Below are 23,341 nucleotides of genomic sequence, written 5' to 3' on the forward strand. Positions count from 1 at the left end.
GTGTGACTTAGTCGCCTATTTTACTTATCATCACGTTTGCGAAGCCAATACGCAAATAATGCGACAATGCAACCACTTGCTGTTGTGGCCATGATGTGAACAAGAATATCTGGCATTTTCTGCACCTCCTCCCTACGTCAAATTGACGCCTGAGAGATAGGCGACTTTATTATTATATCATTTGTAAATAAGTAAGCATATCCACTTCCAATAAGTTGAATTATGTTTAAATAAAAGAGTGTAGAGTTTAAATATCCTATTACATATTAGCTTCTTTGTTTTTTATAGTTTTCTAAAAAACGTTGTAATCTATTACATGCTTCTTTTATTTCTTGCATCGTACAAGCAAACGATAGTCTAATATGACCTTCACCAAATTCTGAAAAGGATTTTCCGGGCACTACGGCCAATTGTTCTGATTCTAAAAGTTGTGTACAAAATTCAAATGAGTCTTTATTATATTGACTAACATCTGGGAAAATATAAAAGGCGCCTTCAGGTTTTTCAACAGGTAAGCCCATTTTTTGAATTCGACTATATATATAGTTACGTCGTTCTAAATAAGCTTGATTCATTTTTCTAATATCTTCATTTCCATTTTTCAATGCACTTATTGCTCCATATTGACTTGGCGTAGCAACACATATCGAATTGTATAAATGTACTGTTGTTACTTCTTCAACTAAACGCGGTGTGGATAATACATAGCCTACTCTTGCACCTGTTAATGCGTGAGATTTTGATAAACCATTTACTACAAATAGTTGATTTCGAATCGATGGGAATTCCATAAACGAGTGATGTTTATGTTCATAAACATTTTCACTGTATATTTCATCAGTAACAATATAAATGCCTGTACCTTCAAGCACATTTACAATAGATGCTATCTCTTCATATGTTAGCGTCGTTCCAGTTGGATTTGTTGGATAATTAAATATAACTGCTTTTGTATTCTTAGTAATAGCTTGTTTAATATTTATAGGTGTGGGTTTAAGATTTGTAGTTGTAGTATCTACGAGTTTAACATTACAACCTGCTAATTTTATAATAGGTTCATAACCTAAGTATGTAGGAGATGGTAAAATAACTTCATCTCCTGAATTTAATATTGTTCTCAATACGTCATCAATACCTTCAGACCCACCATTTGTCACTACAATTTCATTTTCAGGATTATAATATGTTTGATGCCTATTAAATGTATATTCTGAAATAGCTTCTCTTAACTCTAGTAATCCTTTGTTATGTGTATAGCGTAATTTATTGTCTTGTATTGCTGTAATCATTGCTTCTTTGATATATTTAGCTGGTTCAAATCCCGATTGCCCTAAAGTTAAATCAATACTGTTGGCATATTGATCCACTTTATTCGCAAACTGACGAGTACCAGGAACTTCAATATCATAAATATATTGGTTTAATGATTTCATTGAGAAACCTCCTTTAATTTAATAGACGGGTCCACATTGAATCAAAAGTTATTCTTTTCCTTTGCTAAATTATTATCATAATAAGATACACCGAGTAAGGTAATTGTATTTAAAGCAATAGCATAAATAATCGTTACATTTGAACTCGGACCGACAATAATTAAACTTAAGAAAACTGTAATAATACTCACTAGAATTGCTAAAAATGCTGCCCTCTCTGTAATCCATGTAATAAATAATCCTAGTATAACTGGCATAAAAATAGCTCCCGTTAAAATAGCGTAAGCGATATCAATTGCAACAAGGACCTCTTTAATCGAAATTGCAATAACAATTGCAATAATAGCTAAGCATAAAGTCGTCAAACGCGTTAATAATAAAAACTTTTCGTCATTGATATTTTTAAAGAAAAATGGTTTTAATATGTCATTTGAAATAATTGTTGACGACGCGAGTAATGTACCTGAAGCCGTGGACATTATTGCAGCTGCTAAAGCCGCAAATACAATACCTAATAAACCAGGCTGTAATGTCTCAAACGCCATATGCGTAAAAACGTTCTGTGTGTTTTGAATATTTGGAAATAAAACATACGCACACATTCCTATAATCACCATAATTATTGAATACAATGCACTATAAATACCTACTAAAACACCAGAAGTTTTAGCAACTCGTTTTGTTTTCCCTGTAAAGAAACGTTGCCATATATCTTGTCCTACCATGACCCCAAGTGTATATGTTATAAAGTAATTAAAAATTTCATTAATTCCAATGTTCGTGAAACTTAAATGTGAAGATGGCAATGAACTAAATAATTCTCCAAATCCACCAACACTATGTACACTTACAGGTAGCATAATGAAAAACATCCCTATTGTCATAACTGAAAACTGAATGAAATCAGTAATAGATAGTGTCCACATGCCCCCAAGTATTGTGTAAATAAAAACCACACTACCACCAACAAGGATAGCTGTTTCCATATCCCAATGGAATATAACAGATACTAATGAACCAATGGCGATTACTTGCGTAACGCTTATCATTAATGTGTATATTGCTGTAACAATAGCGCCTATAATACGTACTTTAGAACCAAATAATTTATACAACAACTCATTTATTGTAATAACTTCCATATTTAAAATTCTACTTAAAAAAAGCAATCCAAAAATTGTGATACCAGCACCTAATGCAAATACAAACCAAAATCCAGAAAAACCAATTTCATAACCTAATTGCGATGAACCAATTGTGGAAGAACCTCCTAAAAATACAGCCGTTAAACAACCAAATAACATAAACACACCTAAGTTACTATCAGCAAGCATATATTTCTTTGAAGACTTCGCTTTCATTACACCTAAAACACCAATTGACATCAGCACGAAAAAATATACTGCAAATATTATAAAGTCTATATTCGTCATAAGCTTTACCAACTTTCTTTAATATAAAATAAGTTTATTGGTTTTCACTTCTCCGTTTTGCTAATGCTATTAATGTTACCATTTCAAATATGACTGAAGATGCAGCTACAGCTGTTATTTCATTAGAATCATATGTTGGCAATACTTCTACCAAATCGAACCCTTTAATATTTAGACCATCAAGTTTCCTTACATATTCTAATGCTTCAAAGCTTGTTGGCCCTCCAATTTCTGGCGTTCCAGTTCCTGGAGCGTACGCAGGATCTAAAAAATCAATATCGAATGAAACGAAAACCGGGCTGTCTCCTACTCGTTTTTGAATTTTGTCTATTACGTTTTCAATACCTAGTTCACGCGCTTCTCTCATTGGAATAACTTGATATCCTAAATCTCTTGCATTTTGTATATCTTCAGGTCCATATAATGGTCCTCTAATACCTACTTGAATTGATTTTTGTGTATCAACTAACCCTTCTTCTACCGCTCTTCTAAATGGCGTTCCATGGACATATTTTTCCCCAAAATAATCTTCCCAAGTATCGCTATGAGAATCAAAATGGACGAGTGATACAGGCCCATATTTTTTTGCAAAAGCACGTAGATGACCTAATGTTATTGAGTGGTCTCCCCCCATCATAATAGGTATAATCCCTTTGTTTAAAATAGGTTCTAATTTTTCAGTGATTTTATCATAAGTTTTCAACACATTACCTGGTATAACATCGACGTCCCCGTGATCTATACCTGAACAATAATCGAAAATATTTATATCTTGATCTGGGTTATACGGTCTCAATAAAACTGAAAAATCCCGTACACTTTGAGGACCATATCTTTGACCAGTTCTATTTGAAGCAGCAGTATCAAATGGTACGCCCATAATTAAAAAATCTACGTTTTCTAAAGTATTTTCCAATGGTAATCTCATAAAAGTTCTTGGTCCAACAAATCTTGGCGACATAGACGAATCTTTTGGCTTAAACATATAAATCTACTCCTTTAATTCAAAATATTTATGAATGCGCTTTCATAAATGCTAATTTAATAAATAGAAAATGTAAAGAACCAGTTTATTTTTCGTTTGGTACCAGTTTACTATTATAAAATGTTAATATTTACTTCTCATAAGCTGAAATATGTAATTAAGAAATTAAACATTATCTATAAAAATGCAACTCAGTGTATGTCATAGAGCAACATGTTGCTCTAATAATCCCATTCAAAAGCCGATATATTAATAATAAACCACTGACTTTAAGACAACTAGTTTTATCATTAAATTTGTATACTTATTTAATAGTTTAATAGTATATTAATTTACCTTAACCAATAAACAGTGTTTTAACTAAAATTATAATTGCTTTTTATATCTCATCGAATAATTTTGTAGGCGCGTGTAAATTACACATGTGTTAATTACATTTGTGTAACTTACACATCCCTTTCCTTCATTTTTAAGATAACTTATCTTGCTTCAAATAAATACTTCTAAGTAATCCAATTAGTGTTTTTTCAAACAAACAATGATAAGTAATAAACGAAATATAATAAAGTTCAAATATATGTATTGCTGGTAAAGTAAAGCAACCTATATACATAAATACATCTGTGCCCTTTTGTAAATTGCTAAACATATCAAGTACTTTTGGTATATTCCACATTAAATATCCTGTGGGAATACATAGTACAAAAAAACAATACAACTCTTATTTTTTTACTTTTATCTCTAAAATTTAGCATTACATTTTTTATTTCTTCCATCATTATTTAACCTTCTTTTTAATATTCAACGGACTCAAGTAATGCTAATATTTTATCTTGTTTACTCGCCACTTCTTTTAAAACTTTTGTATTTTGGGCTTGCTGATGACTTTGTTCTGCATATAATTTTTGATAACTTTCAAGTGGATCTAATAGTTCTAATATCTCTAAAATCAATTTATTTCTTGATACATTTTTTTCTTTAGCCAGTCTACTTAATCGATCTAATAATTCACTATCTACATCTCGAATTAATAAACTTTTCTTCATTATTTTTATCTCCTTTTCACAAAATTTCAGCTTCTTTTTAATATTTCATACACATTTATATTTGCTAAAATCCTTCTTAAACTTCGTACTAAATAAGATAGCTATTAGGCATTTTATATTCAAAAACAGGGTGTCTCACCTTTGTGACAAATGACATATGTTGTGTCACAAAGGTGAGACAATCACAATATATTGTGTCACAAAGGTGAGGCATTTTCTAAATTTTTGATATCACACTGAAAACACCTTAATCCGTTGGAATGTCTGGCTTTGCCAGACCTATCATTTTAAATGATAGCATATTCTCCTTATGCTCTTACAAGAAATTAAGGTCATTTACGCTGTTTACATAATTTATGTCAATTTGAGTGTGTTTTTATTTCACCAATTACATATATTTTTTCAAAAATTAGCTCTCATTTTTGAAAAAATATCTAAAGAAATAACAGACTTAAATTGATTGGTATATTCATTTTTTAAAGAAGTTACTCTTTTATCATTTGAATTTTGACCATCAAAATCCAAGAACGCCTTTTAGGGTTTTAAATTAAAATATTCTTCTCTTTATTAAAAAGTTTTATTTAGTAAAGAGATGAATAGGATGAAATAATTATGGTGATATATCGATCATATACTATCATTTTTTATCATATGGTTAATTAGAAATACATACATTATTAAACTAGTTCAATTAAAACATAGAATTTTTAGTACCTATTTTTTGAATATGCTTTTATTCTAAAAACGTCCTTTCTAAAATGGAAAAGTTTTGTATTATTTTTCAGGGGAACATTAATACAAAATAACATTCTTAATAAAGGGAGTTTTTTATGGTTAATAGCATAGATGAAATAAAAGTACCCGACAGTAAAATTATTCAAGATGCACAAGGGATTGTACGAGAATATGGCAATGAATTAATATGGAATCATTCAAATAGAGTCTATTTATTTGGAGAAGTTAAAGGGATGCAAGATAAATTGCAATACGATAAAGAAATACTTTATATCACGGCTTTATTTCATGATTTAGGTTTAACCCAAACATACAGTAGCGATGATTTAAGGTTCGAAGTAGATGGTGCTAACGCTGTAAGACAATTTTTAGAAACTTATAATTATGACGATCGCGACTTACAACTTGCCTGGGATTCCATTGCATTACATACAACATTAGGTGTAGCTGAGCATAAAGAAAACAACGTAGCATTGTTATATCACGGTGTAGGAATGGACGTCATGGGCGATAACTGGGATCAATATTCTGATGATATTAGAAAAGCAATTGCTACTAAATTTCTAAGAGGTAACTTTAAAAATGATGTAATCCAATCTTTTTACGACGGCTTTAAACATAAACCAGAAACAACTTTTGGAAATATAAAATCAGATGTAATTAAATATTTCGAACCAGAATATCCTCAAAATAATTTTTGCTCATGCATTTTACGTTCAAAATGGGATAGCTAAAAGTAATCAATTGCTTTGTCGATTTTTTATTTATAAATTAAGTAAACGCCTTGAAATATTCCGAGCAGTTACAAAAATTAATTTGCGTGAATATTGCTACTGTATTCTTGAAAAAGTGATACAGAAAAATAAATAGTCCGTATCGAAAACAAAAAGCCAATCCATTTTATCTGGATTAGCTTTTTGTTTTTATATAGCCTTATTTGGATTTTAAGGGGGTATTTTAACGAATTAGCTGTTATTTATAGAGAATTCTACCTAAAGTTTATATACGTCCTTAAAATGCAAATGTGAGCTGAATAAATGTATCTTAATTTCACAAGTTAATTTTTAATCAAAAGCAATGTTGTTTTTTTAGACACTGCCCATTTATGTACCCAATCATTTAATGCATTCGAACTTTAACAAAGGATTGAGTATATAAATAATCTCTCTTAGTATTCACTTCTCAAAAGACCATAGATCAATGTATCTCTGTACGCATCTTGCACTAATTTATCTTTTCTCAAAATGCCCTCTCGTTTCATACCTAACTTTTCCAAAACAATCCCGGCAGCTATATTCCTTGAATCAATGGATGCCCCTATTCTATTGAGTTTTAGTACTTTAAAGCCATATTTGATGATTGTTTTTGCTATATCGGTCGCAACGCCGTCGCCCCAATAATTTGGATGGATAATAAAGTTAATTTTAGCACTTTGGTTCACTTCATCTATGGCTAATTGTATTGTCCCTATGACTTGATCTGTATCAGGATCCACGAGGACATTGTAAATCCAATTTGAATCTTTCTCTAAAACCACATTAATGAATTGCTGAGTTTCTTCATAACTTTGAGGACCCCAAGTTTGATACTGAGTCACTTCTGGTAAAGTATATAATTCATTTAAATGATCTATATCTGTATTCTTTAAGTCTCTAGAATAGAACTCCATACTCGCCCTCCTAAAAATTATTAATCCTATGTAACCCTTTATTTAAATGTGAAATCACTCCACATCTACTGATTAAAGATATTATGCTGTTTCATGTTTTGACGTCGCATATAAAGTGCATGTGTTTCTTCGAATTCAGCTTTAATGGATTGCATTAAATACCCTTGCATCGATTCAACGGTTTCATCCTTTTGTAGCAGCATCGCTTTAAAACGTTTCAACACGCTTACAACTTCAAACTCCACATCTTCTAAACGGTAATAGGTATCATGTGCATTATTAAATGATGTCTTACCTTTGAGTAACACACTTTTAATAATCCGAATTTCTCTAATTTCAAATTTACTTAAATAATCTTGTAGTTGTTGCGGCAATTCTTCGAGGACTTGGAACTTAAGTGCATCATTATTAAATTCGGTTTGTTGATGATTTGTATGATCCGAATGATTACTGTTTATTGAATTGTTGTATGTATCATTCATATCATGCGTATCATTATTCTCAGTCTCTATATAATCAGTATTACTTAAGTCAGTATCATTAGAGTCTAAGTTTTGGGATTCTGGGCTCCCATTGTTTGGGATTCTGGGCTCCCATTGTTTGGGGTTCTGGACTCCCATTATTTGGGATTCCTTGCTATCACTTGATTCGTCATTGTTTGAAGTGCTATTTTGTATTTCTTTTTCAATATTTATATTTGTTTCAATTTCATGAAGGTATAGTTTGTTTGGTCGATTAAATCCAGTTTTAACTTGTTCTAATAAACCCACTTCTTGTAATTCTTTTTTAATTTTAGTTATTGTATTTTTACTTTTATCTAACACTTCTTGAAGATTTTCATTTGTGAAAATAAAATATATATCTCCATTTTGGTCTATCCAATTATTTTTAATAGATAAACTTACTCTATCATTAAGAATTGCATAGGTAACTTTTGCACTATCACTTAACTTTTTATATTTTTCATTGATAAATAATACTTTATGTAGCATATAGAAATTTTGACTGGCCTGATTTTTTATGTTTTTTCTAGACATAATAAAAACCCCTTTCCTATTCAAATTTTGGATAGAGGTAATAAAACATTACAAGAACACATAAATTTTTTGCTTGCACTTTGATGATATAGTTGTATATAATACAGATATCAAAATATTTATAAACGTGCTGCAACGTTTTATTACCAAACCCCGACTATTACCAGTAGTTGGGGTTTTTGTTGTATTAAGGTTATTATAGCACTTTGAATAAGCTTATAAAAGGGAAAATGTAGGTTTGTCAAGTGTTTATAAAGGGTTTATAAACCTTTGACAACAACCATCAACCCTTTATAAACACTTGATAAAAGGGTTGATGGTTTTATTTTTTTGGTTTACCAATTACTTTATTATTAAGCATGACAAGCTTGTAATATGTTATAAAGGGTTTATAAACATTTTATAAAGGGTTGATGATATGAAAAGCGTGAAAATATTGAGTGAAGAATTAGGGGTTAGTAAGCAAACAATTTTTAATAACATTAAACGATTGAATATAGAGACAATAAAACAGGAAAACACTTCGTTTATTAAAGAAGATACCGATATAGAAAAAATCATTCAAAGAGTAAATGAAAATAAAAAGAAATATGGTTTTGAAAGTACTACTGAAGACAAACCAAAAAAAGAGTCAGATAATATTAATCTTGAATCCAAAAGTGATACTCAAATAGTAGAAATCCTTAAAAATCAGATTGATACTTTGAATGATCAAATTGAAAAACAAGAAAATCGTCATGAAACAACAATTGAATTCTACAGAAAAGAGTTGCAGGAAAGATCAAAATTGCTTGAGAATCAGCAAGTATTGGCATTAGAGAGTAATAAAAAGATTCAAAAATTAGAGAATCAATTAGAGGAAGAAAGACACCTTAATTATTCCTTTGATACATCTACTAACGATAGACAAAACGTTGATGCACAAGAAGCAACGTATACTACTGATTCTGTAAATATTAATCAACACCAGGAAGAAGAGAAAGAAGCAGAGATTCAACATAAGGATATATCTGAAAGTCAAAGCGATGAAAGTACACAAGATGAAGATGTTCCATCTAATCAAAATGACAATGATAGTGATATAGAAGAAAAGAGTGAAGAAACGCAACCTAAAAAAGGCTTCTGGAGTCGTTTGTTTGGTGGCTAATTATATTATAATAATCGCTTGAAAAGACTGTATTTATTAAAAAAGCGCTACAAGTTAAAGAACTTGTAGCGCTTTTATTTATATCATCTGAACTTCTGATAATCATCGATTATGTTAACCCAACAAATTTGATACAGCTTGGCTTATTGGTTGTGAGTTCTGAATTAAGTCCATAAAATATTCATCATTGAAATATTTTTTAGCCAAGTGATCAAGCACCAAGGTTTTTAAAGTTACTAGATCAATAGGGGTGGAGCCACCACTAATATTAAATGAATCAATTTCAAAATATTTTATAGTTAAAAATTATTAATATCTATAAATCGATAGTTTTTGTTCTTTTGGTTTTTGATATCGCTTACACTTAGTGTTGTATTATCTTTATTATAATGTATAACTTCATTCTATATTATAAAACTTAAGGTTAAGAAGGAATTTTAACATGCACTCAACCACATATGAAAATTTATTAAGTGAAACAACAAAAATCTTTAAAAAACAGCATTTATCTGAAGAACAAGCTAAAATTATTTCGAATGTTTTGCTAAATGCCAATTTAAGAGGTGTTGATTCTCATGGAGTTCTCCGTTTAGAACATTATGTTAAAAGAATTAAATCTGGTTGTATTAATAAGTATGTTTAAGAAGAGTCATTAGTTTTTATATATAATATTCAATCCTATTTTAATTATAACCTAATAATTTAGATGTTTTATCCGCACACTCTTTTAATTGCTTTACAAAGTACTCTTTTTTATCTAATTGTGTTGTCGGAAAAGAAAGACTTATTGCTCCTTGAACTTCATTTCTATAATTCACAAAATATGTACTTACACAGTATATTCCTCTTTCGTTTTCCTCATTATCTACTGAATACCCTCGTTTACGAATTTCTTTAATCTCATGCATTAACTGCGTAAAATCAATAATCGTATTCTCTGTTAATTTCACAATATTCGATCGTTCCCATATTTCTTTTATTTTTTCATTATCATATGTAGAAAGTATAGATTTACCTACAGCTGTACAGTACATAGGAGCTCTTGTACCTATTTTAGAAGCCATAGCTCGTGTATTGTTATTTGGTACAAATTTATCTACATATAAAACTTCATAATTATCTTCCACTACTAAATGACATGTTTCTCCTAAAGTATTTGTTAACTGGCTTATCATACTTTTAGCTACATTTAAAAAATCTATATTTTGGACCCGTTTATTACCTAATTGGAACATTTTAAAAGTAATTTCATATTGTCCTGTTAATTCATTTTTTTCTACATAGCCATTATTAATCAGAGAATTAACAAGCCTATGAACTGTTGCTTTTGATAATTTTGTTGCCTCGACTAAATCTTTTAAAGATATTTGTTCTTGCTCTGAAATAATTTCTAAAATATTTAAAGCACGATCAATTGATTGCACGTTTGAAGCCATGTTAACCACCTCTTTATTAAAAATATATCACATATATACCCATTTATAGTAGCATTTTATGATTACATAAATTATTGACAACGCTTACATAAACGTTATAATAATATTCAATGTCATTATACAGTACATTGTATCATAATGTGAAACGGAGGTAAATTTTGAAAAAATATAAAATATTGAATCAGTTGCACGAACATTATTTAGTAGCAGTGATAAGGGGCAGTAACGAGGACGAAACAAAAAAAATTATTGACGAAATAATAAAGGGTGGATTTAAGAATATAGAAATTACATTTACTGTACCAAATGCAGAATCTGTTATTGAAAGAGTAAATAAAGAATATGGTAATGAGATCGTTTTAGGGGCAGGAACAGTGTTGGATGCTACTACAGCTCGTATAGCAATTAGTAAAGGTGCTCAGTATATTGTTAGTCCTCATTTGGATACTGAAATATCTAAAGTATGTAATGTGTATTCAATTCCTTATTTACCAGGTTGCAGTAGTGCATCTGAAATCATTGAAGCATTACGTTATGGATCAGATTTAGTAAAACTGTTCCCTGGAGGACATTTGGGTGCAAGCTTCATTAAAGATATTAAGGGGCCAATTCCCAATGTTGAATTAATGCCTTCAGGAGGAGTTAATTTAGAAAATATTTCAGAATGGATGGAAAATGGTTCCTTTGCGGTAGGCATTGGAAGTGATTTAACAAAAGAATTCACTGGAAATAATTGTGAAGTGATATCAAAAAAAGCAAAAGCTTATGTAGACGCTTATAGAAATAAACGAAAGTGAGTGGGGTTGATGAAATTATTCACAATAGGAGATTCAATGATTGCAATGAATCCAAAAAATAAAGGGCCATTAAGATTTAATCATACATTTGAAAGGACAATTGGTGGCGCAGAATTAAACGTAGCAATCGGTGCTAGTAGGCTCGGACTTGATACTACATTTTATTCTAAAGTAGGTAAGGATGAATTTGGTCAACATATTATTAATGTGTTAAGAGGAGAAGGCATTGATACTGAAATAATTGAACAAGTCAAAGAGAAATCGACTTCAGTATATTTTAAACAAATTAATGCAGATGGAAGTGGCGCATCATTTTATTACAGAGATGCAACACCTATTAAGGATATTACTCAAGAAGATATTGAAAGTGTGAACTTTGAAGATTTCGATTACTTCCATGTTAGTGGCGTGTTTGTGGCATTACTACATCATAAAATTGATTTAATTAAAACTTTAGTGAAAAAAGCAAGGGAAAATGATGTCAAAATCAGCTTAGATCCCAACATCAGACTTAAAACATGGGATGAAGAAACAGCAAGCACTTTTTTAGGTGAGTTATTACCTTATGTGGACATCTTGCTAACAAGTGATGACGAACTTGAAGTTTTAAAAATTGCAACACCATTTAAAGACATAAAATCTTTATTAGACGAATATCAGATGGAGGAAATCATTGTAAAACGTGGTCATTTATCTACACAGTATGTAAGTAAAGATAAACAATTTGATAAAGAAGTATTTAAAGTCAATCCAATAGATACAGTAGGCGCAGGTGATGGATTTGCGAGTGGATATTTATATGCGATGAGTAGAGGTTATGATGCTAAAAAAAGAGTGACTTTTGCAAACGCTGTAGGTGGTATGGTGACAGAAGTTTTGGGAGATAATGAAGGGTTGCCATATTTAGAACAAGTAGAAAAATTTTTAAATGAGGAAAAACTAATCTTGAGATAAAAGAAGGGTGAAAAAATGAAAGCAGCTAGAGTAATAGGTGAAAATGAAATTATTATAGAAGAAATAGAACAACCTGTACCAGATGAAAAAAGAAACATATTAGTTAAAACAAAAAAAGTTGGCATATGTGGTTCGGACAGACATATTTTACATGGCACTAATCCTCTAGCAACAATACCAAGAATAGTTGGTCATGAAGTAGTAGGTATAGTAGAAGAAATTTATGGAGAATCTGAATTACAAGTAGGAGAGCATGTAGTTGTTGAACCTATAACACCGTGTGGTGAGTGCTATGCATGTAAACAAAACAGACCGAATGTATGTCGAAACTTAATAGTATTTGGCGTTCATGAAGATGGAGGAATGAGAGAGTTTTTTACAGCTAGTGAAAACAAGTTACATAAAGTGCATCACGATGTTGCTTTTGAAAAAAGCGTTTTAATTGAGCCTTTAACTATAGGCGCCCAAGCGACTAGTCGAGGAGATTTAAAAGATGGAGATACAGTACTTATACAAGGTGCAGGACCAATAGGTTTATGTATTTTGAAATATGCAAAGTTGAATGATGTAACTGTATTTATTTCTGATTTAGATCAGTCAAGATTAGATTACGCTAAAGAACAAGGTGCTGATGTAGCTATAAATGTAAAAGACTTAGACCTAGTCGAAGAAATTCATAAACTAACAGACGGGGAAGGAGTTAATGTATCAATTGATGCGGTTTGTATGCCTAAAACATTTGAGTTAAGTATTAATGTTGCGTCGGCTGCAGGTAGAGTTGTCGTTTTAGGATTTGATGAAAAACCAGCAAATATAATCCAAATGCCAATTACTAAAAATGAATTAACAATTGTGGGTTCAAGATTACAAACTTATAAATTTAAAGATGTAATTGAAAATATGGAAAATCATAAATTTGATGATTTTGATTTAGTTACACACCAATATGATTTGAATCAAGTGAAAGAAGCATTTCAATTTATAGATGAACATCCTGAAAAAGTAAAAAAAGCAATTATTAATTTCAATTAAACAGAGGAGATGAAGACAATGGAAATGACTTTTCGTTGGTATGGAAGAAATAACGATACGATTTCATTAGAAGATATTAAACAAATACCGAATACAACAGGTATAGTTTGGGCGTTGCATGAGAAGCCAGTTGGTGCTGTATGGGAGAAAAAAGAAATTAAAGAAGAAGTTGAATATATAGAATCACATGGATTTAACGCAAAAGTCGTAGAAAGCGTTAATGTTCACGAATCAATCAAATTAGGTAATAGTGAATGTGATGAACTCATAGAGAATTATAAACAAACTATAGAAAATTTAGCTGAATACGGTGTAGAAGTAATTTGTTATAACTTCATGCCTATATTTGATTGGACAAGAACAGAGATGTTTCACCCTCTTGAAGATGGTTCAACAGCTTTATATTTTGATTATGAAAAAGTAAAAAGTTTAGACCCGAAAGAATTAATTGAAACAGTAGCAAGTTCAAGCAATAATTTGACGATGCCAGGTTGGGAGAAAGAAAAGCTCGATCAAATTTCGGAATTAATTGAATCTTACAAAAGCGTTGATGAAGAAAAGCTTTGGGAGAATTTTAGTTACTTTATAAATGCTATTATACCAACCGCTGAACGTTACGGCATAAAAATGGCAATACACCCAGATGACCCACCATATTCTATATTTAATTTACCTCGTATCATTACAGGTGCGAAAAGTTACGAAAGAATGTTTGAAATCAATGACAGTCCTAATAATGCAATTACTTTATGTACTGGTTCAATGGGTGCGTCTAAGAAAAATGATATGGCTAAAATAGCAAAAAAATATCATAAGCATGCACCATTTATGCATATTAGAAATGTTCATATTTCAGATGATGGTAGTTTCGTTGAGAAATCTCATTATACAGAAGATGGGGATATAGATATCAAGCAAATTATGAAGCATTTATCAGATGTTGATTATAAAGGATATGTTCGGCCAGACCATGGGAGACACTTATGGGAAGAAGAATGTCGCCCAGGATACGGTTTATATGATCGAGCATTAGGTATTATGTATCTTAATGGTCTTTGGGATGCATATCAACTTGAAAAAGAAGGTGAAAAACATGTTTAGTAAACACGAAAATTTAAAAGGTAAAGTAATTGTGATTACAGGTGGAAGTGGAGTGCTTTGTCGCACAATAGCAAAAGCTTTAGCAAAGCAAAACATGAGAATTGCAATTGTGAACCGTACATTTGAAAAAGGTGCAAAAATTGTTAAAGAAATTGAAGAAGAGGGCGGCACATCAAGTAATTATTCAGCTGATGTCACAAATGAAGAAGAGTTAAAAAAAGCAAAAGATGCAATTTTAGCTGATTACGGACAAATTGATTATTTAATAAATGGAGCAGGTGGAAATCATCCAGACGCTATAACTGATGGCGAAGCATATGATTCAAATGATAAGAATAACTTTTTCAACTTAGAAAAAAGTGGTTTTGAACAAGTATTTAGCAATAATTTTATAGGTGCATTTGTTGCATCTAAAGTATTTGGAGAAGAATTATTAAAGTCAGAAAACGCAGGCATAATTAATTTTTCATCAATGAGTGCCTATTCTCCAATGACTAAAGTTCCAGCATATAGTGCTGCTAAAGCTGCTATCAATAATTTTACACAATGGTTAGCAGTTTACTTTGCAGAAGAAGATATTCGAGTTAACGCAATAGCACCAGGATTTTTCTTAACAGAACAAAATAAAGACTTACTTTTAAATGAAGATGGAAGTTTAACTGAGCGTTCAAATAAAATTATAAGTCAAACCCCACTAGCCGAATTCGGAGAACCAGAAGCACTAATTGGTACAACATTATGGTTATTAGATAAAGAATATTCTTCTTTTGTAAATGGCATAACGGTACCTGTTGATGGAGGATTTATGGCTTATTCTGGTGTTTAATTAAGGGGGATGGAAACATGGGGAAAATAAACAAAGATGGAAAAATAATTTTAATATTTCTTTTTCTAGCAGGCGTGATTAATTATCTAGATAGATCTGCTCTTTCAGTAGCAGCACCGTTTATACAATCTGATTTAAATTTAACACCAGGTCAAATGGGAATAATTTTTAGTAGTTTTTCTATAGGGTATGCAATTTTTAACTTTGTTGGAGGGATAGCTTCAGATAAATTTGGGGCAAAAATAACATTATTTGTCGCAATGATAGTTTGGTCATTATTTAGCGGAGCAATTGTCCTAGTTGTTGGATTCGCTAGTTTATTTATAGTGAGAATTCTCTTTGGTATGGGAGAAGGCCCACTAAGCACCACTATAAATAAAATGGTCAATAACTGGTACCCACCTTCTAAAAGAGCTACTGCAGTTGGTTTAGCTAACAGTGGTACGCCATTAGGTGGCGCAATTTCTGGACCAATAGTAGGTTTTATAGCATTGCATTTAGGATGGAGAGTTTCTTTCGTTGCCATCATGATCATTGGTATTATTTGGGCAATTTCTTGGTGGTTTGTCGCAAAAGAAAAACCTGATCAAATAGAAGAAACAACAATAGATAAAAAAGCAGAAATAGCACCAATAGCAACATTTAAACTAGGATTTTATTTAAAAAATCCTACCGTACTTTTTACGGCCTTTGCATTTTTCGCATATAACTATATTTTGTTCTTCTTCCTAACTTGGTTCCCAAGTTATTTAGTAGATGCTAGAAATTTAAGTGTAGAAAACATGAGTTTAATCACTGTAATACCGTGGATACTTGGTTTCTTAGGTTTAGCGTTAAGTGGTATTGTGTCAGATTTTGTTTACCGACATACTGTTCAAAAAGGAGTTTTATTCTCAAGAAAAGTTGTCCTTGTAGTCTGTTTGTTTATTTCTGCGATTTGTATAGGTGTATCAGGAATTGTTACAACTACAGCTGGAGCAGTTACTTTAGTTGCTTTATCAGTATTATTCTTGTATTTAACTGGCGCAATATATTGGGCAATTGTGCAAGATGTAGTAGATAGCAACAATGTAGGTTCAGTTGGTGGTTTTATGCATTTATTAGCTAATACAGCAGGTATTATTGGTCCTACTGTAACAGGATATATTATACAAACTACTGGAACTTATACAGCAGCATTTTTATTGGCAGGAGGGTTGGCAGTAGTAGCTTCAATAGCAGTCATTTTCTTTGTTAAACCAATAGCAAAAACTGAAGAGGTATAAGCATATTTTAAAAGGGGGAAATTTAATGGAGAGCTTAATAGAAATAATTGAACCATTGAAAAATAAAAAAGTACCAACTTCAAACGACATTAAAATATATAAAAAATCCTTACTCAGCTATGAAGAAACACATTTAATCATGGTTAAGTATGATAATAGTAAATATATATTAGCTGTAGGAGAGAGTGATTTATTTAATAATTTAGCAGGTGAATTAATTAGAGATGAAGCAAAATTATGTGATTTAAGTCATGAAAACAGATTAGTTTTAAATCATTATTTTGAGTTCACAAAACCTCAAGCTTTTGGTAGGGGTGAAACTACTATTGGTCTAGGGGATAGACTAGGGTTAGCAACTCCAGGCCACGTAATGGCAATGAGTAGAACTGATGCGAAACCTATTTTTGCACAACAAAGTATAAGAGAACTAGATTTAACAGATCGTTCAATGGAAGATGTTATAGATAAAGCAGCATTTGGAGTCATACAAGAAGGCTATGATGGTGGTTATGGAGCAGATGGAGATCATTTGAAGAAAGAAAAAGATATTGAACATGAGTTAAAATTAGGAATTTCTATGCTTACTTTGGATTGTTCGGATTATATAAGAAATGATATAAACTTAGACGATGAATCCGATATTGAAAGTGCATATAATAAATTAAACAAAGATACTAGAATATATTATGAAAATAAATATCTCGGACAAACTTTCAAAGTTAATGATGAATTTCTTGATTTTAGAAAATCAGATCTTATGAAAGTTGTAGTTGTTTATTCTAAAGCTTTAGATTATATGGTTCATATTTATAAAACTTATATTAAAACGTTAGATAAAGATATTGATTTTGAAATTTCTATTGATGAAACTAAAACGATTACATCACCTTTTGATCATTTCTTTGTTGCACAAGAATTATATGATCAAAGGATAGAAGTGACAAGCTTAGCACCAAGATTTTGTGGAGAATTTCAAAAAGGCATTGATTATATAGGTGATATAAAGCAATTTGAAAAAGATTTGAAAATTCATGCCTTAATTGCTGATTACTTTAAATACAAGTTAAGTATACATTCTGGAAGCGATAAATTTTCAGTATTTCCTTTAATAAGTGAAAAAACTAATGGCCTCTTCCATCTTAAAACTGCAGGAACTAATTGGTTAGAAGCCTTAAGGTTAATATCAATATATAACCCTGTATTATATAAAGAACTACATGAATATTCTTTAAAATATTTTCCTGAAACTCAAAAATATTATCACATAACCCCTGATGTTGATAATATTACGCCTATAAATGATATGGAAAAAACAAAATATCAAGATTATTTAGAAGATGATAATGCTCGACAAGTTTTACATGTTTCTTATGGATTATTATTAACTGCTAAAAATGAAAAAGGAGAATATCTATTTAAAAAAGATATATACGATATGTTAGAAAAATATGAAGAAGAATATTATCAATTGTTAAATAAACATATCGGTTACCATCTAGAATTATTAAATATAATTTCTAAATAATATAGAAAGAAAGTGTATATTATGAAATCAATAATTTGTGAAAAACCAGGCAATATGGTGATTAAAAGTGAACAATTAAATAAAAAAGTCTCAGATGATCATGTTCTTATTAAGATAAAATATATTGGGGTATGCGGAACAGATATTCATGCATATGGAGGGAATCAACCTTTCTTTGAATATCCAAGAATTTTGGGGCATGAATTGTCAGGAGAAGTAGAAAAAACAGGTAAATTAGTTGAGGATTTTCAATATGGAGATAAAGTTACAATTATTCCATACGTATCTTGTGGACATTGTTTATCATGTTTAAATGACAAAACTAATTGCTGTGAAAATATAGAAGTAATTGGAGTGCACAAAGATGGAGGTATGACAGAATATCTATCTGTACCATACTCAAATGTTATTAAAATAAATGATTTGCCGCTAAAAATGGGTGCTATGATCGAACCCTTAAGTATTGGTGCTCATGGGGTCAGAAGAGCGAGTATTCAACAAGATGAAACGGTGTTAGTAGTTGGAGCAGGACCTATAGGATTGGGTGTGGCAAGATTCTCTAAGCTACTCGGAGCAAAAGTTATTGTTGCAGATTTAAGTGAAGAAAGATTAAAATTTTGTCAAGAATGGTCTGAATGTGATGAAATAATTAAATCAAATGAAAATATCATCGAAGATATTAAAGAAATAAATGACAATAAATTACCAACGGTAGTGTTGGATGCTACAGGCAATAAGAATTCAATGGAACAAGCATTCAATTATGTAAATCACGGAGGTAGAATTGTATACGTAGGGTTAGTAAAAGATAATATTCAGTTCGTAGATTCTGATTTACACGCAAAAGAAATTACTTTAATGGCAAGTAGAAACGCTACATTAACAGATTTTGATTTTGTTATAAATCAAATCAAAGAAGGTAAAATACAGGAGAGTTATTTTACTAAGAGACTTGAATTTGATAAAGTACCAAATTTCTTTGAACAAGGTGTATTTAAAACGAACAAAACAGTTATAGAAATATAGAATTAGAAAATAACCCTATTATAATCGCTATTTTATGTAACTTATAAACTTCCACTATTTTGTAAAGTGCAGACGCCGAGGGATGGTATGTGAGATGGTGCAGCTCGATCCATACTCTAGGTGAGCATGCACATGAAAAATCGTAAGATTGATTTTAAATAGAAAACCTCACTCCTTTAAACATTCAAAGGAGTGAGGTTTTGAGTTTGATAAAGTGTATTTATGTCCCAGATTCTTATTAAGACGAAATTTGATTTTGAAACGATTGAGACACATACATATTATGTATGTGTCTTTATTATTATTTGTAGATAAACTGACCGACAAAAATGTTTTGAAAAGTATACTATTTAAGCCGTTTGCTGTCCATTCGTTGTCAGTTTGTTCAAAAGTTGGTTTTCTTCTAGGCATTCATAAATTTTATTTATATTCTTTGTGTTTGTCTTCTTCGCCTCCACTTATTTGACTCTTATATTTATCTCTAGTCGGCATCCAATCAGATTTTAAAGCATCTTCATAAAATATTTGAGTTAAACCATGTTTATCTATTCTATTATATTCTAGTGCTTTTTCTATAGTATCTTCCTTACCTTCTATTATTTTTTGTATGTAGTTAGAATCTATAAGTAGAGGACGTCCCAAGGCAATCAAAGGAACATCTTGGTTTAAAACTTCTACTGCTTGATCTGGACTATACATTGAACCAACACCAATTAAGGGCATCTCTAAAGGAATCCATTTTCGAAGCAATTCTAACTTGTTTTGTCCTTTAAAATTGCCTTCTTTTACATTCGAAGTAACATGCATTGTAGAGGCATGAAGGTAATCTAAATCTGTCTTAATTATTTTTTGCAATAATTTGTAAGTATCCTCCATTTTTATGCCACCACGTTCTGGTTCCTCTGGAGAAAATCTATAACCAACAATAAACGCCTTATTTTCTTCGCTTTTAACTTTTAGGACTTCTTTAATAATTTTTAAAATTTCGTCATGTTCTAGCGACTTAGGCTGGCTGTAACCCTCTCGTTGAATATTACTCGGTCCTAAAGGCTGTTTATTAGGTAATAGTTCAGAATATCCTAAACCACCAGCGTGTTGCAATTGAAGTATTGCTTTAGCATCATGCTTTTTCATAACTGCTGCTTGTTTTTTTAAACCATCTATAAATTTATCTTCTGCTATGGATGCTTGATTAGCAACTGCTATACCATTAAAAGATGTATAAACTGCTGCTGTGATAGCCATTCCGACATCTTTAGACTTATTTTCGATATAGATAAGTTCCTCTTCTGAAATTGATCCATCTTCGTTTGAAGATAGATGGGTTAAGGGCGCTAAAACAAAACGATTTTTTAATTCTATATATTCTGTTAACTGAAATGCTTGAAATAATGGTTCATATTTTCTTTTCATTTATATTCTCCTTCTTAGCGAATCATTTAACAATAGCAAAAAAAAAAAATTAAATGTCAGCAAAAATTTTCACATCGTAAAAAATGAGAATAAGGAAATATGGTTTTGATTTTGAAATGTTAAGGGTGCTTATATGCTACATAGGTGTCTTTTTAATACTTACTAAAAGATTCATTAGGGTAACTAAAACAAGCAACACTTTTTAATAACAAAATAAGAATTAAAAAGGCCAATTCTGAATATAAACAGTATATTGATGAACATAAAAGTAGAAATTTAGCTCTTTGAAGTTCAAAATCAATGTTTCACTTTTTACGTAAGGGCCATAATAAAGTCCTTCTATAGTAATTCAATTTATAAGTATTGGAAATAAAAGCGTAGTTTTGTATTTAGTAGCACCAATTATTTCCGAGTTATTTTTTTCTACTATATTGAAATTGAGTCAATAACAAAGAATATATTACCTGCCATAGGCGTGGCGTTTGGATATTTTCTCAAGCCTCTTAAGACTGTTCGAGAATTAAAATAGTATGATCTAAAAAAAACATACAACTAATTGTATGACACGGAGGGGACCACAATGAATTGGATAAAAATTATCATCGCAGCTATATTTGAAGTAGGTTGGGTACTAGGATTGACTCATTCTAGCAATATATTTGAAATAGCCTTAACTATCATAGCTATAATAATTAGCTTTTATTTATTAATTAACGTTTCTAAACACTTACCTGTAGGCACAACTTATGCTGTCTTTGTAGGATTAGGTACAACAGGAGTTACACTATGTGATTTACTGCTTTTTGACCAACCCTTTCAACTATCAAAAATCTTACTTATTTTCTTATTACTTGTTGGAGTGATAGGACTAAAATTAGTGACTAATCAGAAAGGAGAAAATTAATTATGGCATGGATAATATTAATCATAGCAGGTATATTTGAGATGTTAGGAGTCACTTTTATGAATTTCTACAGTAAAACAGCAAAAAAGACGCACATAATTCAACTCATAATATATTTTGGTATTAGCTTTATCTTTTTATCAATGGCACTTACTACTATTCCAATGAGTACTGGTTATGCTGTTTGGACTGGGATAGGAGCAGTTGGAGGAGCTATTGTAGGTATAGTTTTCTTTAATGAATCTAAAAATATAAAACGTATTATATTCATCACCTTAATATTAGGTAGCACAATCGGTTTAAAATTAGTTAGCTAATATTATCGCTTTATTGATCTTCAGCCTCAGAAACCTTGCCTCCAACAAATTTTCTATAAATGCGTGCTCTACTTTTTATTTTGGTTTTTAACGTTAGGGGCGACTACTACATTAAAGCTACAACCATACTTTGATAATTTGTATAAATATAAAAAAACTTCGTAATTAAGACAGGTTTGATTTTGAAGAAATTAAGGAATATACATATTATGTATGTCTCTTTTGTAATAAGTGGAGTTAAAAAGTCCTATAAGAAATAGTGAATGCTGACAAGCATCTATTTAGTTCGGAGTGAACTCAAAATTGGAGGAATACCAAAAAGTTGTAGTATAACGCTAGCGTTCAAATATAAAACAAAAGGAATCGTTACTAACCTATAACCTAACATAACGACTGGGAGCGTAATTCTTGTAGTTATCATACCATAGTCTTATTATTAAAGTGTGGACGTATATTTATGCATAAAATATAATTAATACAGAGAAAGGTAGTGAAAACCGTGCATTTTACTCAACGTGAACAAGATAAGTTGATGTTAGTCGTAGCTTCAGATTTAGCACGTAGACGCCAACAACGAGGTTTAAAGTTAAATTATCCAGAAGCAGTAGCCATTATTAGCTATGAAATACTTGAAGGTGCAAGAGATGGAAAATCTGTCGCAGAGCTTATGAGTTACGGTAGAAAAATATTGAGTGAAGATGATGTTATGGATGGGGTTGGAGATTTAATAACTGACTTGGAAATTGAAGCAACTTTCCCAGATGGTACTAAATTAATTACCGTCCATCACCCAATTGTATAAAGGAGGATTTATATTATGAAACCAGGTGAAATCATTGTTAAACGTACAGAGATCGAAGTGAATAAAGGTCTTAATGCTACAATAATTGATGTTAAAAACACAGGAGATCGACCAGTTCAAGTCGGATCACATTATCACTTTTTCGAAGCTAATCCTGCACTTCAATTCGAACGTGAAAAAGCATACAGTAAACGTCTAGATATTCCAGCAGGCGCTGCTGTTCGTTTTGAACCAGGAGATGAAAAAGAAATACAATTGGTTGAATATAGTGGTAAGCGTAAAATTTTCGGTTTTCATGGTGAGGTAAACGGCCCAATCGACGAATCTCGCGTCTATAAGCCTGAAGACGACGATTCAAAAACTGAAATTATAGATGATTCTAATTTAACAGGTGAAAATGCTAATAAAGAAAGTGGGTATGATAGATGAGTTTTAAAATGACGCAATCTCAATATACG

General features: G+C 31.0%; 24 protein-coding genes. 15 read left to right on the top strand and 9 right to left on the bottom strand.

Translation table 11 applies throughout. The annotated features are described in order from the left end of the window. Positions 1–20: 20 nt before the first annotated feature. The 5 genes from M4L39_RS13430 to M4L39_RS13450 all read right to left on the bottom strand — a co-directional run bounded on the left by M4L39_RS13430 (position 21) and on the right by M4L39_RS13450 (position 4,897). The gene (locus tag M4L39_RS13430) at positions 21–116 is read right to left on the bottom strand and encodes a type I toxin-antitoxin system Fst family toxin (RefSeq protein WP_277582449.1); all 96 of its coding nucleotides are present in this window, start codon (positions 114–116) and stop codon (positions 21–23) included. A 150-nt stretch (positions 117–266) separates the two neighbouring features. Then, on the bottom strand, positions 267–1,433 hold the full coding sequence (locus tag M4L39_RS13435; RefSeq protein WP_277582450.1) for an aminotransferase class I/II-fold pyridoxal phosphate-dependent enzyme: 1,167 nt from the start codon (positions 1,431–1,433) through the stop codon (positions 267–269). Between the two features lie 41 nt (positions 1,434–1,474). After that, complete coding sequence (locus M4L39_RS13440) at positions 1,475–2,866, bottom strand: sodium:solute symporter (RefSeq protein ID WP_277582451.1); 1,392 nt, start codon at positions 2,864–2,866, stop codon at positions 1,475–1,477. Positions 2,867–2,900: 34 nt separating this feature from the next. Further along, complete coding sequence (gene speB, locus M4L39_RS13445; protein WP_277582452.1) at positions 2,901–3,851, bottom strand: agmatinase; 951 nt, start codon at positions 3,849–3,851, stop codon at positions 2,901–2,903. 794 nt (positions 3,852–4,645) lie between these two features. Next, positions 4,646–4,897 (bottom strand): hypothetical protein, encoded by a 252-nt coding sequence (locus M4L39_RS13450; RefSeq protein ID WP_277582453.1) that lies wholly within the window; start codon positions 4,895–4,897, stop codon positions 4,646–4,648. A gap of 830 nt (positions 4,898–5,727) precedes the next feature. On the opposite strand from M4L39_RS13450, the gene M4L39_RS13455 reads away from it, so the two are divergent. Next, on the top strand, positions 5,728–6,366 hold the full coding sequence (locus M4L39_RS13455) for an HD domain-containing protein (RefSeq protein WP_277582454.1): 639 nt from the start codon (positions 5,728–5,730) through the stop codon (positions 6,364–6,366). A gap of 434 nt (positions 6,367–6,800) precedes the next feature. Here the strand turns inward: M4L39_RS13455 and M4L39_RS13460 are convergent, their stop codons facing one another. Both M4L39_RS13460 and M4L39_RS13465 read right to left on the bottom strand, forming a co-directional pair. Further along, a complete protein-coding gene (locus tag M4L39_RS13460; RefSeq protein WP_277582455.1) occupies positions 6,801–7,301 on the bottom strand; it encodes a GNAT family N-acetyltransferase in 501 nt (166 codons plus the stop codon). Between the two features lie 65 nt (positions 7,302–7,366). Next, positions 7,367–8,338, bottom strand: a complete 972-nt coding sequence (locus tag M4L39_RS13465) for a replication initiator protein A (RefSeq protein ID WP_277582456.1) — start codon at positions 8,336–8,338, stop codon at positions 7,367–7,369. A gap of 418 nt (positions 8,339–8,756) precedes the next feature. Here M4L39_RS13465 and M4L39_RS13470 point away from each other — a divergent pair, with 418 nt between their 5' ends. Together M4L39_RS13470 and M4L39_RS13475 are read left to right on the top strand one after the other, a co-directional pair. Then, entirely contained in the window at positions 8,757–9,485 is a 729-nt protein-coding gene (locus M4L39_RS13470) for a DUF536 domain-containing protein (RefSeq protein WP_277582457.1), read from the top strand. Positions 9,486–9,927: 442 nt separating this feature from the next. Further along, the gene (locus M4L39_RS13475; RefSeq protein WP_277582458.1) at positions 9,928–10,128 is read left to right on the top strand and encodes an Ldh family oxidoreductase; all 201 of its coding nucleotides are present in this window, start codon (positions 9,928–9,930) and stop codon (positions 10,126–10,128) included. A gap of 40 nt (positions 10,129–10,168) precedes the next feature. Here the strand turns inward: M4L39_RS13475 and M4L39_RS13480 are convergent, their stop codons facing one another. Continuing rightward, on the bottom strand, positions 10,169–10,921 hold the full coding sequence (locus tag M4L39_RS13480; protein WP_277582459.1) for an IclR family transcriptional regulator: 753 nt from the start codon (positions 10,919–10,921) through the stop codon (positions 10,169–10,171). A gap of 158 nt (positions 10,922–11,079) precedes the next feature. Between M4L39_RS13480 and M4L39_RS13485 the strand changes: the two genes are divergently transcribed. Genes M4L39_RS13485 through M4L39_RS13520 form a run of 8 tightly spaced genes read left to right on the top strand, consistent with a single transcriptional unit; the run spans position 11,080 to position 19,447 of the window. Next, positions 11,080–11,718, top strand: a complete 639-nt coding sequence (locus M4L39_RS13485; RefSeq protein WP_277582460.1) for a bifunctional 2-keto-4-hydroxyglutarate aldolase/2-keto-3-deoxy-6-phosphogluconate aldolase — start codon at positions 11,080–11,082, stop codon at positions 11,716–11,718. A 9-nt stretch (positions 11,719–11,727) separates the two neighbouring features. Continuing rightward, on the top strand, positions 11,728–12,672 hold the full coding sequence (locus tag M4L39_RS13490) for a sugar kinase (protein WP_277582461.1): 945 nt from the start codon (positions 11,728–11,730) through the stop codon (positions 12,670–12,672). 15 nt (positions 12,673–12,687) lie between these two features. Further along, a complete protein-coding gene (locus M4L39_RS13495) occupies positions 12,688–13,704 on the top strand; it encodes a zinc-binding alcohol dehydrogenase family protein (protein WP_107365649.1) in 1,017 nt (338 codons plus the stop codon). An 18-nt stretch (positions 13,705–13,722) separates the two neighbouring features. Continuing rightward, complete coding sequence (uxuA, locus tag M4L39_RS13500; RefSeq protein ID WP_277582462.1) at positions 13,723–14,805, top strand: mannonate dehydratase; 1,083 nt, start codon at positions 13,723–13,725, stop codon at positions 14,803–14,805. Then, entirely contained in the window at positions 14,798–15,631 is an 834-nt protein-coding gene (locus M4L39_RS13505) for an SDR family oxidoreductase (RefSeq protein WP_277582463.1), read from the top strand. Before uxuA ends, M4L39_RS13505 begins: the two co-directional genes overlap by 8 nt. A 17-nt stretch (positions 15,632–15,648) precedes the next feature. Continuing rightward, positions 15,649–16,896: an MFS transporter gene (locus M4L39_RS13510; RefSeq protein ID WP_277582464.1), complete on the top strand. Its 1,248-nt coding sequence runs from the start codon at positions 15,649–15,651 to the stop codon at positions 16,894–16,896. 25 nt (positions 16,897–16,921) lie between these two features. After that, on the top strand, positions 16,922–18,421 hold the full coding sequence (locus M4L39_RS13515; RefSeq protein ID WP_277582465.1) for a tagaturonate epimerase family protein: 1,500 nt from the start codon (positions 16,922–16,924) through the stop codon (positions 18,419–18,421). 21 nt (positions 18,422–18,442) lie between these two features. Then, on the top strand, positions 18,443–19,447 hold the full coding sequence (locus M4L39_RS13520) for a zinc-binding alcohol dehydrogenase family protein (RefSeq protein ID WP_277582466.1): 1,005 nt from the start codon (positions 18,443–18,445) through the stop codon (positions 19,445–19,447). A gap of 420 nt (positions 19,448–19,867) precedes the next feature. On the opposite strand, the gene M4L39_RS13525 is transcribed toward M4L39_RS13520, so the two are convergent. Beyond that, the gene (locus M4L39_RS13525) at positions 19,868–20,860 is read right to left on the bottom strand and encodes a hypothetical protein (RefSeq protein ID WP_277582467.1); all 993 of its coding nucleotides are present in this window, start codon (positions 20,858–20,860) and stop codon (positions 19,868–19,870) included. A 580-nt stretch (positions 20,861–21,440) separates the two neighbouring features. On the opposite strand from M4L39_RS13525, the gene M4L39_RS13530 reads away from it, so the two are divergent. From M4L39_RS13530 to M4L39_RS13545, 4 genes are all read left to right on the top strand, one after another. Next, complete coding sequence (locus tag M4L39_RS13530; RefSeq protein WP_277582468.1) at positions 21,441–21,764, top strand: DMT family transporter; 324 nt, start codon at positions 21,441–21,443, stop codon at positions 21,762–21,764. 2 nt (positions 21,765–21,766) lie between these two features. Further along, positions 21,767–22,081, top strand: a complete 315-nt coding sequence (locus M4L39_RS13535) for a DMT family transporter (RefSeq protein ID WP_277582469.1) — start codon at positions 21,767–21,769, stop codon at positions 22,079–22,081. A gap of 499 nt (positions 22,082–22,580) precedes the next feature. Further along, positions 22,581–22,883: an urease subunit gamma gene (locus M4L39_RS13540; protein ID WP_277582472.1), complete on the top strand. Its 303-nt coding sequence runs from the start codon at positions 22,581–22,583 to the stop codon at positions 22,881–22,883. A 15-nt stretch (positions 22,884–22,898) separates the two neighbouring features. Further along, the gene (locus M4L39_RS13545; protein ID WP_277582470.1) at positions 22,899–23,312 is read left to right on the top strand and encodes an urease subunit beta; all 414 of its coding nucleotides are present in this window, start codon (positions 22,899–22,901) and stop codon (positions 23,310–23,312) included. Positions 23,313–23,341: the final 29 nt, after the last annotated feature.

The organism is Staphylococcus equorum (genome assembly GCF_029531845.1).
Classification (GTDB): domain Bacteria; phylum Bacillota; class Bacilli; order Staphylococcales; family Staphylococcaceae; genus Staphylococcus; species Staphylococcus equorum_C.